Source organism: Pantoea sp. SGAir0175 (assembly GCF_043547855.1).
Map to the genome: position 1 here is coordinate 2,251,784 of NZ_CP028081.1, position 17,642 is coordinate 2,269,425.

Here is a 17,642-nt window from a genome sequence, read left to right on the forward strand (position 1 = left end):
TGTACCACTTGTGCGCGCCATACCGTGCGTGCCACAATGTGCGTTATAACGCACAACAGGATGTGATTCCATGACCACTGCGACTGTTCGTCCGGCTTTTTCCTTTCCGATGCTGATTTCCGGCCTGATCGCCGTGCTGGTCGGCTACAGCAGCACCGCGGCGCTGATCTTCCAGGCGGCGCAGGCCGCAGGCGCCTCACCGGCGCAGATTGGCGGCTGGCTGTCGATGCTGGGCGTGGGCATGGGGCTGGCGTCACTCGGCCTGTCGCTGTGGACGCGGATGCCGGTGCTCGCCGCCTGGTCGACGCCGGGTGCCGCGCTGCTGGCCACCAGCGTGCACGGCCTGACGCTGAATGAAGTGGTCGGGGTGTTTGTCGCTACCAATCTGCTGATTGTGCTGAGCGGCGTGACCGGCCTGTTTGCCCGGCTGATGAACCATATTCCCCAGTCGCTGGCGGCCGCGATGCTGGCGGGGATTCTGCTGCGTTTTGGCATCGGCACCTTCAGCGGCTTACAGGATCATTTTGCCCTGTGCGGCAGCATGTGTCTGGTATGGCTGCTGGGCCGCCGCTGGCTGCCGCGTTATGCCATTCTGCTGGCGCTGGTGACGGGCGTACTGGTGGCGCTGGGTCAGCGCGCCATCCACTTTCCGCCTCATGCGCTAACGCTGAGCGTGCCGGAATTTATCATGCCGCATTTTAATCCTGCCGCGCTGATTGGCGTCGGCTTACCCTACTTTCTGGTGACCATGGCGTCGCAGAATGCGCCCGGTATTGCCACGCTGCAGGCGCATGGCTACCGGCCGCCGGTCTCCGCGCTCACCGGCTGGACCGGCCTGATCGCGCTACTGCTGTCGCCGTTCGGTGGCTTTTCGGTGTGTATTGCGGCGATCACCGCCGCGATCTGCATGGGCGATGATGTCGATCCGGACCCGGCGCGCCGCTGGGTGGCTTCCGCGCTGGCGGGCGTGTTCTATCTGCTGACCGGCTTTACCGGCGCGCTGATCGCCGTGATGCTCAGCGCATTGCCGCCGGTGCTGATCGCCACGCTGGCCGGTCTGGCACTGCTGGCCACGCTGGCGGGCAGTCTGCAGCGCGCGCTGGCGGAACCGGCGCAGCGCGATAGAGCCATCGTGGCATTCCTGATCACCGCCAGCGGCATCTCCCTGCTCGGCGTCGGTTCGGCGTTCTGGGGCCTGATCGGGGGCGTCCTCACCCATTTGCTGCTCAGCCCGCGCCGGAACGGTTAACATTTCACCACCCCGCGTACCGTGGGGGGAATAACGCCCTGTTTTCCCCCCTTTTTCCCCCGTTTGATTGCGGCGCATTTGGCTTAAGATCACTACCATCGCCCATCACACCCGATGTTTGGCTTCAGATAACCACCGATAAGGGCCCAACGAGTGGCAAAAACTTTTCTGCGCAGCGGTAATCTCGACGCGTTACTGGCACTGGGGGAGAACGGCCAGCCGGTCTGGGCTTCTGCCCTGCAAATTCGCGAAACGTTACGTTTGCGCCGCCAGACGACACTGGCCAACTGCCTCGCGATCCCGCAGGCCAACGAGCGCGGTGACCGCCTTGACTGGTACGCGCCATTCAGCGGCAAAGTGAAATCCTGGCTGGCGGCCAGCGATCGCGAAAAGCGTCAGGCGCTGGATCAGCTCACCCTTAATCAGCAGGATTTGCAGGCGCTCAGCCTGCGCGCCCGGGATGCCGACAATCCGGCGATGCGCCTGTTTGGGGCACTGCTGGCGAAGACGCTGCAGTTTCCCGATCAGCAATACGTCTATCTGGTGGATGGCAAGCCGGTGATCACCTTCTGGGGCTTTGTCGACCCGCAGGCGCGCACGCGTGATGATGCGCTGGCCTGCCTGCGCGACAGCCTTGATGAAGAACTGCCGCCGCTGGTGGTGCCCGCGCCCGAGCCAGAAAGGGCTGCCGCGCCTGAACCGGTTGCGGCCCCCGTTGTGGCGGAGCCCGAGCCGGAACGGCTGGCGGAACCCGAACCACAGCCTGAACCTGCACCGCTGAGCGTTGTCGCCGACGCGCCCGCGCGGAAGAAATCCGCACTGCGCCCGCTGCTGCTGGTGCTGCCTCTGGCCGCTGCCGCCGCAGCGGGCGTGGCCTTCTGGTTACACGACGCGCCGGTCCAGCCGGCAGAAACCGAAACCGCGCCTGTGGTCAGCGCCGCGCCCGCGCTGGCCCCGGCGATACTGGCGAAAGCACAGACGCTGGCCGCCACGCTGCCGCACAGCAGTGCGACAGTGACGCCTGCGCCGGCACCGGCTGCCCCATCGGCACCGCCGGAGGTCGTAGCGGAACATACCGAACCGGCCAAAGCGGACGATCTGGTGATGACGCCCGATGACGCGCGCCTCGGCTCGGTGAAATTTATCAATGGTACCTGGCGCGTGACGCTGCGTCAGACCAATCTGCCGACCGGCAAGCCGCCGAGCCTGCGCTATCAGATCCGCAACGGTAAAGGCAGCGCAGTGATTACCCAGGGCGACAATATTCGCTGTAAAGCTGATGTCACCGCCGCCATGACCAGCGACGGCACCATGGTAGTGCGCAGCCGCTATACTGCCAGCTGCAGCGATAAATCACGCTATCGCATGCCGGAGCTGGTGTGCAAAGCCGGTGATGGCATTGCCAGCTGTACGGCGCAGTATGGCGCCGATCAGGTGTTCCCGTTGACGATTAAGCGTGAGAGTAAGTAACCATGTTGGCTCCCCTGATTGATGACAAACAGAAAATCACGCTGATCGAAGACAGCGGTGTGCAGTTTCTTGATTTTGGTCTGCGCCTGCCCGCGCTACAGGCGCGGCGGCAGTTTGTGCGCCAGACCGCCAATGGTCCGCTGCTGCGTCTCAACGTTGATGGCAACAGCGGCAAGTTTCTGCTCTATCCGCAGGATGGCGGCGCCGCTGAGGTGGTGCGCCCGGAAACCGATATCGCGCTGGCCGATTCCCTGACGCTGCTGGCCGGGCAGTGGCTGCCGCTGCCGGTGCTGCGCTGTTCCAGCGGCCGTCGTTTCATCGGTGGCCCGGATAACTGGGCGCGTCTGCGCCTTGCGCCGCTCAGCCAGCCCGACGCGGCGGGCAATACCCATCGCATCACCCTCGCCTTCGATACGCGCCTGGTGGCCGACACGGACGGCGGTGAGCAGCTGGGGTTGAGCAAAGCCGATGCGCAGAACGACGTCAGCTTTGCGCTGGCGTGGCACAACTATGAACTGGGCGAGTTCCTCGACCTCACCTGGGTTGACGGCTGGCTGCGCGAGACGTTCAGCCAGCAGGTGTATGCGCTGGAATCACGCCGCGAGCAGGAAGTAAACCAGGCGCTGCGCGAATTTGAATATCAGGCGCACTATCTCAACGTGCTGGAACTGCTGGGCGAACAGCTCGATCTGGCAGAAATCACTATCCAGGCGGCCTCACCGCAAACGCCGGCGGTCAACGTGGATATCATTCTCGACGTCGGCAACTCGCATACCTGCGGCATTCTGGTGGAAGATCACCCCGAAGAGAGCAACGGCCTGCGCCAGACCTATGAGCTGCAGCTGCGCGATCTGTCGCAGCCGCACCAGGTCTACAACGAGCTGTTTGACAGCCGGCTGGAGTTTGCCGAAACGCACTTTGGCAAAGCCAACTTCTCGCTGGAGAGCGGCCGCGAAAACGCGTTTATGTGGCCCTCACTGACCCGCGTCGGTCGCGAAGCCAGCCGCCTGGCGCTGCAGCGCGCCGGCACCGAGGGCAGCACCGGCCTCTCCAGCCCGCGCCGCTACTTATGGGACGAAGCGCGTTATCAGCCCGGCTGGCGCTTCAACGCCAGCGGCGGCAGCGACGAGCCGCAGGCCACCGCGCTGCCGTTTACCCTGTTGCTCAACGATGAGGGGCAGCCGCTGCATGCCCTGCCGGAAGATGACCGCCTGCCGGTGTTTTCTGCCAGCTACAGCCGCAGCTCGCTGATGACCTTTATGCTGTGTGAGCTGCTGGCGCAGGCCATGATGCAGATGAACAGCGTGGCCCAGCGCCAGCGTATGCCGCAAAGCCAGGCGCCGCGCCAGCTGCGTCATGTGATCCTGACGCTGCCGTCGGCCATGCCGAAGCCGGAGCGGGAAATTTTCCGTCGCCGCATGCAGGAAGCCATCGCGCTGGTGTGGAAAGCCGAAGGCTGGCATCCGGCCGACGCCGCGTTTGACGCCGCCAGCCAGGCACACAGCCTGCGGCCGGTACCGGATGTGCAGATGGAGTGGGATGAAGCCACCTGCGGTCAGATGGTGTGGCTATTCAACGAAACCCAGGTGAACTTTGCCGGTCGCGCGGAAGATTTCTTCAGCAGCATGGCGCGCCCGGATCGCCCGCGCGAAGCGGATGAGCTGCCGGGCAAAAGCCTGCGCATCGCCTCGATTGATATCGGCGGCGGCACCACCGATCTCGCCATCACCCAGTATCGTCTGGATGATGGTCAGGGCAACAACGTGAAAATCACCCCGCGTCTGCTGTTCCGGGAAGGGTTTAAAGTGGCCGGCGATGACATTCTGCTGGACGTGATTCAGCTGTGGATCCTGCCCGCGTTACAGCAGAGTCTGCAAAAAGCCGGCCTGGCGCTGGCGGAACCGCTGATGAACAAGCTGTTTGGACACGACAGCCGCATGGACGGTCAGGCCACGCTGCGCCAGCAGGTCACCCTGCAGCTGTTTATTCCGCTGGCGCAGGCGGTGCTGGAGCGCTATGAAAACTGGAATCCGCTCGACAGCCACAGCGAAATTAACGCGCTGTTTGGCGAGCTGGTGCCGCAGAAGCCAGCCAGCAGCGTGCTGGCGTTTGTCAACGGAGAGATTCAGCGCACGCTCGGCGGCGACAGCCGTTTCGATCTGCTTGACGTGCCGCTGGTGGTGAGCATGGCGCAGCTGCATGCTGAGTTCCTGCAGCACCGGATGGCGATCATCCCGGCGCTGCGCGCCATGTGCGAAGTGGTTTCCCTCTATCAGTGCGATGTGCTGCTGCTGACCGGTCGCCCGTCGCGCTTCCCGGGCATTCAGGCGCTGGTGCGTCATTTGCAGCCGCTGCCGGGCAGCCGCATTTTGTCGCTGGAGGGGTATCACACCAGCGACTGGTATCCGTTCAACAAACAGGGACGCATTGATAACCCGAAATCCACCGCGGCGGTCGGTGCCATGCTGTGTCTGCTGGCACTCGATCTGCGTCTCAGCAGCTTCTGGTTCCGCGCCGGCGATTTTGAACCCTACTCGACCATTCGCTATCTTGGCGTGCTGGATGAAAACGCCACGCTGAGCGATGACAATCTGTGCTACAGCGAGATTGATCTCGACAGCCACAGCTTCGCGCTGGACCGTAAAAGCAGCTTCCGCATTCGCGGTAACGTCTGCCTCGGTTTCCGCCAGCTGGAGAACGACCGCTGGCCGGCGACACCGCTCTACAGCCTGAGCATTACCGATCCGCAGCTGGCGCGCCAGGTAGCGGGCGAAAGCGTGCTGCGCATCAGGCTGGCGGTACAACCGGGCCCGGATAATCTCGGCCCGGAGCGGCTGGTGCTGAGCGAGGCGCGCATGGACGATGGCACGCGCGTGCCGCTGGAGCAACTGAGTCTGAAACTGAATACGCTGTCGGCCACCGGCAACGCCAATGCGCAATACTGGATCGACAGCGGGAGCGTGTGTAAACGATGAGAACTGCCAAAAAAGCCACGCCGGCGACGCCTGCTAAACGCCTGGGCCTGCTGCAGGAGACGGTTGACGGCGCGCTGAACTGGGTGGAGAGCCACCAGGCGCACTCGCCGCGTCTGGCGCTGGAAGCCGATACGCTGCGGCTCCAGCTGCGTCGCGCCCGCGTTGAAAGCCACGCGCTGGCACGACAGCTGGCGCGGCCGGTCACCCTGGCGCTGTTTGGTCAGTCGCAGGCGGGTAAAGCCTGGCTGCTGAGTGAAATGGTCGGCGACGCGCAGGGCCAGCTGATCGCCCGTCTCGGCGACAAAACCCTGAACTATTTTCAGCACATCAATCCCGGCAATCTCGATTTTGCCATCGCCACCCGTTTCAGCCATCAGCGTGAAGCGCAGTCTGGTGCGTGGCCGCTGGAGATGACGCTGCTGAGCGAAGCCGAGCTGATTCGTCTGATGCTGGCCTGTGCCAGCGCAGACACCCAGCCGGATAGCGCGGCGATTGATGCCGCGCTGCAGCGCCTGCAGCGCCATCGCCAGAGCGAGATGCAGCCCGGCCTCGTCAGCGACGCGCTGGTGACGCTGTGGGCGTGGCATCGCCGCCAGCCCGACCACGCCGAGGTGCTGGACCGTCATTTCTGGCCGCAGGCGATTGAGCTGGCACCGTGGCTCAACGTGGACGACCGCGTGCAGCTGTTTGCGCTGCTGTGGCCGCAGCGTCCGGCGCTGAATGAAACCCTGCGCAGCCTGCTGCATCTGCGCCATCAGCTGCGGCACGCGCCGCGCGTGCTGGCACCGCTCAGCCTGCTGGTGGATGACGCCTCACTGCCCGCTGAAAAGCTCATCGGCCATGACGCCGACCTGAACGAATTGATTGAAGTGTGTCCGGTTGTCGCCAACCGCGTGGGCAAACCGCAGTCAGTACCGCTCGGCTGGCTGGCGCTGCTGACGCTGGAAATCACCCTCCCGCTCAGTTCGACGCCGCGTCAGGCGCTATATGACGAAGCCGATATGCTGGAACTGCCCGCACCGGGCACGCCCGCCGACCGCGATCAGCAGGACGAGCGCGCAAGGTTGCAGGCGCGTGATGCACTGCGCGCCACTCTGCTGGAACAGAAACGTGCCCTGCAGCCGGGCTTCTATGCCGCCCGTCAGGGCATCGATTTAATGCTGATTTGTACCGCCGCCAGCCAGCGTCAGGATGCGGATCTCGCCGCCAGCGCGCTGCGCGAGTGGCAACTGCAGCAGAGCGCGACGGCCAGCGCGGATAAGCCGCGCCTGATTTGGGCGATTACGCCGCACGATGCGCGCTATCAGCAGTCGCAAATCAACGTCGATGAAGCGGTACAGCGGCAGATTGGTCAGCCTGGCCAAAGCTGGGGCTCCATGCTGGCGCGCGATCGCGCCGGTGTCGACCGCATGAGCAGCTGGCTGCAGGATGAGATGCAGCCGGAGGCACGGCGCGACCGGCTGGCGCTGCAGCTCAGCACGCTGCAGCAGAAACTGGTGGAGCGTCTGCAGCCGTGGACCGAAGCCAGCGCCACGCCGGAACAGGCCGCGCGGAAACAGGCCATCGCCGATACGCTGCTGAAGTGTTTACAACATCGCACCGGCCTGCACGGCGAGCTGCTTGAGCGTCTGCAGCCCTCGCGCGAAGCGGTGCGCCAGCTGTGGCTGAGTCAGAGCCACGGCAGCACGCCGTCCACCGGCGGCCAGCCAGCCGCGGCAGAGCAGAGCTATTTTGGTATTGGTTTTGAGTTTGACCTGTTTAACGATGAGCCGGTAACCACCGCCGAACCGCGCAGCAGCAGCGGCCAGCGCGATCAGCAGTTTCCCCAGCAGGTGTTCGCGCTGTGGCTGGCGCACCTGCGTCAGCTGCCGGAGAGCCAGAGCCTGCTGGCGCTGCTCAACGTTGATAAGCCAACGCTGGAACTGCTGGTGGAAGAGCTCATCACCGCCAGCTTCCGTCTGCAGGTGCTGAGCAAACTGCAAAGCGCGCTGAACGAAACGGAGACGCAGGCCAGTGCCCATGAAGCGCGCACCGATCGCCAGGTGTCGCGTGCCATGACGGTGCTGGGTGACTTTGTCGCCTGGCTCGGCTTCCTGCAGCGGGATGAATGTGAACGGCCGCAGAGTCGCGTCAATCGCGGCAGCCCGATTTTCGCCCGCCCGCCGGCGCCCAGCGTCAGCTTTTCGTCAGGCCAGCGTCTGACGCGGCTGTCTGCCGCGCCGGCTAACCACACCGCCTATTACATTTATGACTGGCTGGTGGGGTTAAATTCGCTGATCGTCGAAAATAACGGCTACACCGGCGGCGGCGATTTGCCGGCCAGCGCACGCCAGACGCTGGCGATTATGCTGCTGCCGCTGCACGCGTAGTCAGTGAGTAATCAGGCGCAGCTCGCCCGCCAGCTGCTGCGCCGCCTCTTCCAGCAGCGCCAGCACCGGGGCAAACTCCGCGCTGGTGCTGACCTCGGCGACATGCTGCAGATGCAGCGTTGCCGGCAGCGCCATGCCGCCGGTTAGCCAGTCCCACAGCGCATCCAGATTGTAACCAAAGCGTTCACCGCAGCCGCTCTGATCGACCAGCGCCTGATAAAAGGCCTGGCGCGTGCCCAGCGTGCGAAAATCAAAATGGAGTGTCAGCATAGTCAGGGTACCGGCGTGAAGCTGCGATAGTGATCGGTGGTGAGAAAGATCAGCCCATCAGAAGAGTAAAGCAGACGATCGGCATCGCGGTGGCCGCAGTCGTAATTGACGTCCGCTTCATACCACTGGCGTCCTGCCTGCATCGGCAGCCGCCGTTCGCGGTTACTGAAGCGATCGCCGCCAATCGCCCGCCCTGGCAACACCTCACACAGGTTACCCTGCGCCGGGTTCCAGCCCTGACGACGTGCCGCACTTTTGGTGAGATAAAAATCAGGCAAACGGTGATGCTGCTGCAGCCAGCGCGCCACGCGCTTTGCATCGGTCAGTTGCGCAATATCCGTCTGTTTTTCCGGCGCAGTACCGCTCAGATGGGGCTTCAGCCCGATCCAGCAAACCACCAGCGCAAACAGTAATCCAATCCAGAGTTTTTTCGACATAGTGACATCCTGAAAAGCAGGACGCCGATAATAGCAGGTTTCAGGCGGGGAAAAACGCGGGCCAGCATGGCTGGCCCTGGCGGAGGTTTACTGCTGCATCGCGCTCGGGGTGTGCGCGGCGTGACGACGCCATGCGCCCGGTGCCACGCCATACTGGCGCTTGAAGCTGCGGTTAAACGACTGCTGTGAATCGAAGCCCAGCGAAATCGCCACGTTGAGGATCGGTTCGTTGGTGGTGGTCAGGCGGTCGGCCGATTTTTTCAGCTTTTTGGCCCGGATGTACTCACCCAGCGGATAGCCGGTGTGCTCTTTGAACATGCGCTGCAGGTGCCACTTCGAATAGCCGGCGCGCCCCGCTACGGTGTCCAGATCCAGACGTGCTTCAATGTTGTTATCAATCCAGTCGATCAGATCGTGAATAAAAGCGTCGCTCATCATCCCATTCTCTCCCGTCGCCATGGCGAACAGTATCAGTATCAGTTGCAATTACACTTTAAGGGTGACTGACTATCGCACTTAATGCAAGTTTTATTATTGCATTAAATGCCGCACTCGCCGTAGGGGCTTTCGCTACCTGTTACGAATTGATCAAAACCGCACATAAAGTGTATCAGATATTCTTGCAGATGCAGTTCGCCCAAGCCTACACTCCTGTGGTTTTAATGCAATCTTAAAAGTTGCAGATTTTTCGTACGTCTCCTTTCTTTTTCACCAACGCGGAATAACAACAATGCATCTGCAAACATATGGGGTTCGTCGGGCCGTAAGCCTGTCAGGAGTGATGTTGCTGGGAAGCCTGCTGGCCGGTTGTGATCGCGGTGTGGCGCAAAATGCGCCGCCGCCTCCGCCCGAAGTGAGTGTCGCGCAGGTGGTGCAACAAAAAGTCAGCCAGTGGGATAGCTTCAATGGCCGCATTGAAGCGGTGCAGAGCGTGCAGCTGCGTCCGCGCGTCTCGGGCTACATCGATCAGGTTAACTATCGCGAAGGCGATGAGGTGAAGAAAGGTCAGGTGCTGTTTACCATTGATGACCGCACCTACCGCGCCACGCTGGAGCAGGCGCAGGCCGAACTGGCCAGCGCACGTAGCCAGGCGGCGCTGGCCCGCAGCGAGTCGGCCCGTACCGACAAGCTGATCGGCACCCAGGTGGTATCGCGCGAAGAGTGGGAACAGCGGCGTTCGACCGCCAGTCAGGCGCAGGCCAGCGTGCTGGCCGCCCAGGCGGCAGTCGATATGGCGCAGCTGAACCTCGACTTTACCCGCGTCACCGCGCCGATTGATGGACGCGCCAGCCGGGCGATGATCACCACCGGTAACCTGGTGACCGCCGGCGACAGCGCCAGCGTCCTCACCACGCTGGTGTCGCAGGACCGCATGTACGTCTACTTTGACGTCGACGAAGCGATTTATCTGCAGTACCAGGCGATGGCGCGTCAGGGCCAGAACCGCGGTTCGCTGCCGGTAGAGATTGCGCTGACCGGCGAACAGGGCTATCCGCACCGCGGCACCGTCGATTTTCTCGATAACCAGCTGACCGCCAGCACCGGCACCATTCGCATGCGCGCCACGCTCGACAATCAGCAGCGTCAGTTTACCCCAGGCCTGTTTGCCCGCGTGCGGCTGCCGGGCAGCGCAGAATTCAACGCGCTGCTGGTCGACGACCGCGCGGTGCTGACCGACCAGGATCGTAAATACGTTTACGTGGTTGATGCGCAAGGCAAAGCCGAACGCCGCGATGTTCAGCTGGGCGATCTGGCTAACGGCCTGCGTATTGTGCAGCAGGGTCTGAAGCCAGGCGACAAGGTGATTGTCAACGGTCTGCAGAAAGTGTTCATGCCCGGTATGCCGGTAAAAGCGCAGCCGGTGGCCATGCGCTCCGCTCAATAATAATCGAGACTGCCCGTTATGGATTTCTCCCGCTTTTTTATCGACCGACCGATTTTCGCCGCGGTGCTGTCGATTTTGATATTTACCACCGGACTGATCGCCATTCCGCTGTTGCCGATCAGTGAATACCCCAACGTGGTACCACCCAGCGTGCAGGTGCGCGCAGAATATCCCGGTGCCAACCCCAAAGTGATTGCTGATTCGGTGGCAACGCCGCTGGAAGAAGCGATCAACGGGGTGGAAAACATGATGTACATGAAGTCGGTAGCCGGCTCAGATGGCGTGCTGGTTACCACCGTGACCTTCCGCCCGGGGACGGATCCCGACCAGGCGCAGGTCCAGGTGCAAAACCGCGTGGCGCAGGCTGAAGCGCGTCTGCCGGAAGAGGTGCGTCAGCTCGGCCTGACCACCCAGAAGCAGTCACCTACCCTGACGCTGGTGGTGCATCTGTTCTCGCCCCACGGCAAGTACGATTCGCTCTATCTGCGTAACTACGCCACGCTGAAGGTGAAAGATGAGCTGGCGCGCCTGCCGGGCGTCGGCCAGATTCAGATCTTCGGTGCCGGTGACTACGCGATGCGCGTCTGGCTCGACCCGAACAAAGTGGCGGCGCGCGGCATGACCGCCGGCGACGTGGTCAGCGCCATGCAGGAGCAGAACGTGCAGGTTTCTGCCGGGCAGCTGGGCGCTGAGCCGACGAAGAAAGAGAGCGATTTTCTGCTGTCGATCAACACCCAGGGGCGGCTGGAAGATGAGGCGCAGTTTGGCAACATCATCCTGAAAACCGCCGACGACGGCACGCTGGTGCGCCTGCGTGACGTGGCGCGCATCGAGATGGGCTCCGGCAGCTATGCCCTGCGTTCGCAGCTGAACAACAAGGATGCGGTCGGTATCGGTATCTTCCAGTCACCGGGCGCAAACGCCATCGACCTGTCGAATGCGGTACGCGCCAAGATGGCCGAGCTGGCAACGCGCTTCCCGGATGACGTGCAGTGGGCCGCGCCTTATGACCCGACGGTGTTCGTGCGTGACTCGATCCGCGCCGTGGTCCAGACGCTGTTCGAAGCCATCGTGCTGGTGGTGCTGGTGGTGATTCTGTTCCTGCAGACGTGGCGCGCCTCGATCATCCCGCTGCTGGCCGTGCCGGTGTCGGTGGTCGGTACCTTCAGCGTGCTCTATCTGCTGGGCTTTTCGCTCAATACCCTGAGTCTGTTCGGGCTGGTGCTGGCGATTGGTATCGTGGTCGATGACGCCATCGTGGTGGTGGAGAACGTCGAACGTAACATTGAGCAGGGCTTAACACCGGTGGCGGCAGCTCACCAGGCGATGCGCGAGGTCTCCGGGCCGATTATCGCCATCGCGCTGGTGCTGTGTGCGGTATTTGTGCCGATGGCCTTCCTCTCGGGCGTAACCGGTCAGTTCTATAAGCAGTTTGCCGTGACCATTGCCATTTCGACGGTGATTTCGGCGATTAACTCGCTGACGCTCTCTCCGGCACTGGCGGCGAAACTGCTGAAGGCGCACGGTGCGCCGAAGGACCTGCCGACGCGCCTGATTGATCGCCTGCTGGGCTGGGTGTTCCGGCCGTTTAACCGCTTCTTCCAGCGCAGCTCGGACGGCTATGAATCGATGGTCGGCAAAACCCTGCGCCGGCGCGGTGCGGTGTTTGGCGTGTACGTGCTGCTGCTGGCCGGTGCCGGCTTCATGTTCCACACCGTGCCAGGCGGCTTTATTCCGACGCAGGATAAGCTGTACCTGATTGGTGGCGTGAAGATGCCGGAAGGCTCATCGCTGGCGCGTACCGATGAAGTGATTCGTAAGATGAGCGAAATCGGCATGAACACCGAAGGCGTGGCCTACTCCGTCGCCTTCCCCGGCCTGAATGCGCTGCAGTTCACCAATACGCCCAATACCGGCACGGTGTTCTTCGGTCTGAAACCATTCAGCGAGCGCAGCCGCACTGCGGCGGAAATCAATGCTGAGATCAACGCGAAAATTTCCAAAATCCAGCAGGGCTTCGGTTTCTCCATCATGCCACCGCCGATCCTCGGTCTGGGCCAGGGATCGGGCTATTCGCTGTATGTGCAGGACCGTGCGGGCCTCGGCTATGGCGCACTGCAAACCGCGATTAATACCCTGTCCGGTGCGGTGATGCAGACGCCTGGCATGATGTTCCCGATCTCCTCCTATCAGGCCAACGTGCCGCAGCTGGATGTGCAGGTCGATCGCGACAAAGCCAAAGCACAGGGCGTATCGCTGACCGATCTGTTCACGACGCTGCAGGTGTATCTGGGTTCGTCTTACGTCAACGACTTCAACAAGTTTGGTCGTACCTGGCGCGTGATGGCGCAGGCTGACGGGGATTTCCGCGACAGCGTGCAGGATATCGCGAACCTGCGTACCCGCAACGATCGTGGTGAGATGGTACCGATTGGCAGCATGGTGAACATCACCACCACCTACGGTCCGGACCCGGTGATTCGCTATAACGGCTATCCGGCGGCCGACCTGATTGGCGATGCCGATCCGCGTGTGCTCTCTTCTGCGCAGGCGATGGAAAAACTCGAGGCGATGTCCAGCCAGGTGCTGCCGAACGGCATGAATATCGAATGGACCGATCTGAGTTACCAGCAGGCAACCCAGGGCAATACCGCGTTTATCGTGTTCCCGGTGGCGGTGCTGCTGGCGTTCCTGGTGCTGGCGGCGCTGTATGAGAGCTGGACGCTGCCGCTGGCGGTGATCCTGATCGTACCGGTGACGATGCTCTCCGCGCTGGTCGGCGTGTGGCTGACCGGCGGCGATAACAACGTGTTCGTGCAGGTCGGGCTGGTGGTGCTGATGGGGCTGGCGTGTAAGAACGCTATCCTGATCGTCGAGTTCGCTCGCGAGCTGGAGATGCAGGGCAAAGGAATTGTCGAGTCGGCGCTGGAAGCCTGTCGCCTGCGTCTGCGTCCGATCGTCATGACCTCCATCGCCTTTATCGCCGGCACCGTGCCGCTGATTCTGGGTGAAGGCGCCGGTGCGGAAGTGCGCGGCGTAACCGGCATCACCGTGTTCTCGGGCATGCTGGGGGTTACGCTGTTCGGCCTGTTCCTGACGCCGGTGTTCTACGTGACGCTGCGTAAGCTGGTGACGCGCAAGCAGCAGCCGGCGGTGGAAACGCAGACGGTGTAAACGCTAAGGAGTAAAACCCATCCGGGCCATCGTGCCCGGATTTTTTTTACCTGGCGCAGCATGACGATGTTACACAGTAACAGCGCGCCTCTGCGCCAGAGCACAGCAGCGGGATTTCACAGGATTTACAGGGGTAGACTGCGCGTGCAGAAGCGGAATGGCAAGGTGCGCATCAGCGATGCGCACGCGAGGTTAGCGATCTTTTTTGCAGAGTTCGGCGATTTCGAGGTCAGGCAGCGGTTCGCAGTTGCTGGTATCGTGCTTTTTCAGCTCGTTAAGGGCATCGGCGACGGTGCGGGTTTCCAGCACTTTAAGCGACGCCTCTTCCGCTTGCTCCGCGATCGATTTGAAGTACCAGCACAGGTTGGCGCTGACCAGACAGCGCGGTGCGACATCGGGGCGCGACGCCCACAGTTTTTTGTCTTCAATCACTGAGGTGTAGATATCGCGCAGCGTGATCTCAGCGGCCGGACGACCCAGATGGATCGAGCCGGTACGGCCAAGCGTCGAGACAATGATGCCATCGCGCGTTAACGGAACCATGAGTTTCCGAATGAAACTGGGGTTCGCTTCAAGACCGTACGCCAGAATGGCACTGGTCGAGCGTTTACCCAATTGCTCCGCCATCGCTACGCTCAAAACCATCTGCAAAGCTGTCGGGAAGCGGTAATCTAGCATTTCTGTTTCCTGAGTTGCGGCCTATCTTCTTGTTTTCATACCGCGGCAGTGAATAATCAATGAGCAATAAATATAACAAACACTGTTGCTTTTTAGAATACCGAAAATGCTTTCCACTCGTGACTAACCTGAGCTATTACCCGCCTTAATATCGTCTTAAACTATTGAATTTAGATAAGTATATTCCAACATGGCATGCCGCTGACCGCTTTAGCACTCTGAGCCTTGCGCAACAATATGCGCGACGTGTCACTTTTTTGCCCCCACCGCTGTAGCTGCGGGCTGGTGAAGGACGTTGTGACAAAGGGACGATTATTTCTGCACGGGTGTCGCGCCGTGTGCGCAACCGACCTTCAGACAAACCATTGTTTCTGTGTAAGAAACAAAAACACACCGGCGAAGGGGCTGCGTCAGGGTCGATTAACCGGTTTCTGAAAGGAATAATATTGATCAGGGTCATGATTCCCTTGCTATTTTTTGCACAAAATGCGCGCCGTTACTATTTTCGAGGCGCGAAATAATGTCTGTATTATCCCCGGTCGTCGGCGCGTTATTGCTGACCGTTCTCCCGCTGACGGTGGGCATCATCACGGCGGCAACCAGCTGCCTGAACGCGCCAACCTTATGGCAATGCGTGCGTATGGCACCGCTGCCTTTCGTTGTCTCGGCTGGCTGCACTCTGCTGTTAAGCGCGTTGTGTTGCCTGCTGCAATATCTGACGGATCGCCACTAAAGCGCAGCAGCGGCCATCTCTGCCCGTTAGCCGTCAGTGGCGATTTCAACCTGCGGATTCCGGAGCGCCTGCCGGCAATTTCCGCTTCAGCACCACCACCAAAAGCACGTTGATAAGCGCCAGCGCACATAACAGCCACAGCGTAGCCTGCGCACCGGAATGCTGGAAAATATAGCCGCCAATCAGCGGTGTGAGCGCCTGACCAATCAGCGCCGGTCGCGCCATGCGGCCAACCACAATGGCGTACTCTTCCGGTTTCACCATCGCCAGCGGCAGCGTACCGCGCACGATAGCCCGCAAGCCATTCCCTGCACCGTACAGCACCATACTCACCAGCGCCCACGCGGGATAACAGGCCAGCAGCAGTAATCCCAGCGCCACCAGTCCGACCGAGAAGAAAGTGGTCCAGATGGGATGGCCGCGTTTGAACGCCATATCGACAATGCGCGACGCCACCTGGCACGGCCCCAGCAGCGTGCTGATCGCCAGCGCGGCGCTCAGCGAATGCCCGCTCGCCTGCAGCAGGGTAATCAGCTGCACCGATATCGCCGTCATGATCACCGACGCGAGGGTAAAGATGCTGCACAGCAGCCAGAACAGCGTGGGAGCCAGTGAATTCTGTGCGGTATACTGTTGCCTGGTTTTTGGCATCGATGGCGTGCGCGGCGCCGGCAGCGCATACAGGTAAGCCGGCAGCACCGCCAGACACAGCAGCGCGGCAATAGCCAGACAGGCGCCGCGCCACTCCAGCCAGTGGATCAGCAGCGCGATGCCGGGCCACACCAGCGAGGTGCAGAATCCTGAGATCAGCGTAATACCGGTAATTGCGCCACGCGCCTGGCCGCCATATAAGGTGCCCAGCGTGGCGAACAGCGCGTCATACAGGCCCATCGCCATACCCGCGCCGATAATCAGCCAGGCAAACAGAAACAGCGGCAAACTGTGACTCAGCGCCATGATCACCAGCCCGAGCGCCATCACCGCCCCGCTTGCCGCCAGCAGCCGGCGACCCTGTGCGCGGGCAATCAGCCGGCCGCACAGCGGTGCCAGCAGGCCCGAGACCAGAATGCCGAGCGAAAGTGCGCCATACACCCACTGCTGCGACCAGCCGGTTTCCGCGATGATCGGGTTAGCCATCACGGCCATCAGATAAAACGATCCGCCCCATGACAGGATCTGCACGGCGCCGAGCGTGACGATAGCGGGCGCGCCCGGTTTTGGCTGATACTCCACAGCTAATATCCGTTAACAGGTAAATCACGGTTATAACATGTTCATCCGGCAGGAAAAATGCCCGCGCGTCCTGTTGAGCCGAATTCCACGCCGGGGTTTCAGCGACTGGATGGATAAACCCTATTATAGTATGTTGTAACTAGTATGCCTGCTTGCTCGCCGCGTCATTCAGTGCCACCCTTTGGTATGTTGTAACTATGGAGAACCGCGATGGCTCGCTATGATTTGGTGGCTGATTTACATGAATGCGTCAATACGCTGGAGCGCGAACTCACTGCACTGCGGGCGTCGGTTGAACAGCAGCCGCTGTTGCTGGCGCGCGTGTTCAGCCTGCCTGAGATCGAGAAAGGCAAAGAGCATGATGAAATAAACCGCATCGCGGTGACCCAGCATCTCGGTAAACGCGCGCGCGAAATGGCCCTCGCCCACTACTGTCGCCTGTTTATGCAGCATCAGTCAGAAAAACTCAGCACCAAAGCGGCGGTGCGTCTGCCTGGCGCCCTCTGCATTGAGGCGGATGAGGCAGCCAGCCAGCGACTGGAGCAGCAGGTCACGACCATCAACACCCTCAAGCAGCGGCTGGAGCAATTGATCACCGTCGACTCCGGCCTGCCGAGCGAGGCGCGTTTTGAGTTTGTGCACCAGCATCTGCGTGGCCTGATCACCCTCAACGCCTACCGCAGCGTCACGCTACTGCAGGCGCCGGATACGCTGCGTTTTGGCTGGGCGAATAAAAACATCATCAAGAAGGTGACGCGCGAGGCCATCGTCGGGCAGCTGGAGCGCAGCCTGAAGGCGAACCGCGCGCAGGCGCCGTGGACGCGCGAACAGTGGGCTGAGAAAGTGCAGCAGGAGCTGGAGCGGGTGCGGTCATTGCCGGACGGCGCGCAGCTGAAGATCAAGCGGCCGGTCAAAGTGCAACCTATCGCGCGGCTGTGGCGCGCCAGCGAGAAAAAACAGCTGCAGCTGGCCTGCCCTTCGCCGCTGCTGGTGTTGTGCCGCGATCGTACGCAGGTGCCGACGCTGGGTGAACTGCTGGATTACGATGCTGAAAACATCGCGCACCGTTACAAGCCGCTGGCGCAGCCGCTGCATCTGATCATCCCGCGGCTGCATTTATGGAGTGACCGTCTGTAAGGCAAAAAAACAGCGCGACAGGTCGCGCTGTA

General features: G+C 61.5%; 13 protein-coding genes. 8 read left to right on the forward strand and 5 right to left on the reverse strand.

The genetic code is table 11. The features are described from left to right. Positions 1-70: 70 nt before the first annotated feature. The 4 genes from C1N56_RS10405 (at position 71) to C1N56_RS10420 (ending at position 8,063) form a co-directional block, all read left to right on the forward strand. Positions 71-1,249, forward strand: a complete 1,179-nt coding sequence (locus tag C1N56_RS10405; RefSeq protein ID WP_394516627.1) for a benzoate/H(+) symporter BenE family transporter — start codon at positions 71-73, stop codon at positions 1,247-1,249. A gap of 153 nt (positions 1,250-1,402) precedes the next feature. Next, positions 1,403-2,719 (forward strand): SrfA family protein, encoded by a 1,317-nt coding sequence (locus tag C1N56_RS10410; protein WP_394516628.1) that lies wholly within the window; start codon positions 1,403-1,405, stop codon positions 2,717-2,719. A 2-nt stretch (positions 2,720-2,721) separates the two neighbouring features. Continuing rightward, on the forward strand, positions 2,722-5,694 hold the full coding sequence (locus C1N56_RS10415; protein WP_394516629.1) for a virulence factor SrfB: 2,973 nt from the start codon (positions 2,722-2,724) through the stop codon (positions 5,692-5,694). Next, a complete protein-coding gene (locus C1N56_RS10420) occupies positions 5,691-8,063 on the forward strand; it encodes a virulence factor SrfC family protein (RefSeq protein WP_394516630.1) in 2,373 nt (790 codons plus the stop codon). Before C1N56_RS10415 ends, C1N56_RS10420 begins: the two co-directional genes overlap by 4 nt. On the opposite strand, the gene C1N56_RS10425 is transcribed toward C1N56_RS10420, so the two are convergent. The 3 genes from C1N56_RS10425 to C1N56_RS10435 all read right to left on the reverse strand — a co-directional run bounded on the left by C1N56_RS10425 (position 8,064) and on the right by C1N56_RS10435 (position 9,208). After that, entirely contained in the window at positions 8,064-8,333 is a 270-nt protein-coding gene (locus tag C1N56_RS10425; protein ID WP_132462653.1) for a barstar family protein, read from the reverse strand. A gap of 2 nt (positions 8,334-8,335) precedes the next feature. Next, on the reverse strand, positions 8,336-8,770 hold the full coding sequence (locus tag C1N56_RS10430; protein ID WP_166718766.1) for a ribonuclease domain-containing protein: 435 nt from the start codon (positions 8,768-8,770) through the stop codon (positions 8,336-8,338). Positions 8,771-8,857: 87 nt separating this feature from the next. Further along, positions 8,858-9,208: a helix-turn-helix domain-containing protein gene (locus C1N56_RS10435; protein ID WP_021506154.1), complete on the reverse strand. Its 351-nt coding sequence runs from the start codon at positions 9,206-9,208 to the stop codon at positions 8,858-8,860. 292 nt (positions 9,209-9,500) lie between these two features. Here C1N56_RS10435 and C1N56_RS10440 point away from each other — a divergent pair, with 292 nt between their 5' ends. Together C1N56_RS10440 and oqxB are read left to right on the forward strand one after the other, a co-directional pair. Beyond that, positions 9,501-10,655 carry an efflux RND transporter periplasmic adaptor subunit gene (locus tag C1N56_RS10440; protein ID WP_031279145.1) on the forward strand — a complete coding sequence of 385 codons (1,155 nt, stop codon included), beginning with the start codon at positions 9,501-9,503 and terminating at the stop codon, positions 10,653-10,655. A gap of 18 nt (positions 10,656-10,673) precedes the next feature. Beyond that, positions 10,674-13,829, forward strand: a complete 3,156-nt coding sequence (gene oqxB, locus C1N56_RS10445; protein ID WP_058758475.1) for a multidrug efflux RND transporter permease subunit OqxB — start codon at positions 10,674-10,676, stop codon at positions 13,827-13,829. Positions 13,830-14,021: 192 nt separating this feature from the next. Here oqxB and C1N56_RS10450 read toward each other — a convergent pair whose 3' ends face one another. Continuing rightward, complete coding sequence (locus tag C1N56_RS10450; protein WP_031279147.1) at positions 14,022-14,507, reverse strand: RrF2 family transcriptional regulator; 486 nt, start codon at positions 14,505-14,507, stop codon at positions 14,022-14,024. Positions 14,508-15,027: 520 nt separating this feature from the next. Between C1N56_RS10450 and C1N56_RS10455 the strand changes: the two genes are divergently transcribed. Beyond that, positions 15,028-15,240 carry a hypothetical protein gene (locus C1N56_RS10455; RefSeq protein ID WP_088515833.1) on the forward strand — a complete coding sequence of 71 codons (213 nt, stop codon included), beginning with the start codon at positions 15,028-15,030 and terminating at the stop codon, positions 15,238-15,240. A gap of 45 nt (positions 15,241-15,285) precedes the next feature. Here C1N56_RS10455 and C1N56_RS10460 read toward each other — a convergent pair whose 3' ends face one another. Further along, positions 15,286-16,473 (reverse strand): MFS transporter, encoded by a 1,188-nt coding sequence (locus C1N56_RS10460; protein WP_394516631.1) that lies wholly within the window; start codon positions 16,471-16,473, stop codon positions 15,286-15,288. A gap of 210 nt (positions 16,474-16,683) precedes the next feature. Here C1N56_RS10460 and tus point away from each other — a divergent pair, with 210 nt between their 5' ends. Further along, on the forward strand, positions 16,684-17,610 hold the full coding sequence (tus, locus tag C1N56_RS10465) for a DNA replication terminus site-binding protein (RefSeq protein ID WP_059008706.1): 927 nt from the start codon (positions 16,684-16,686) through the stop codon (positions 17,608-17,610). The last annotated feature ends 32 nt before the right edge of the window (positions 17,611-17,642 follow it).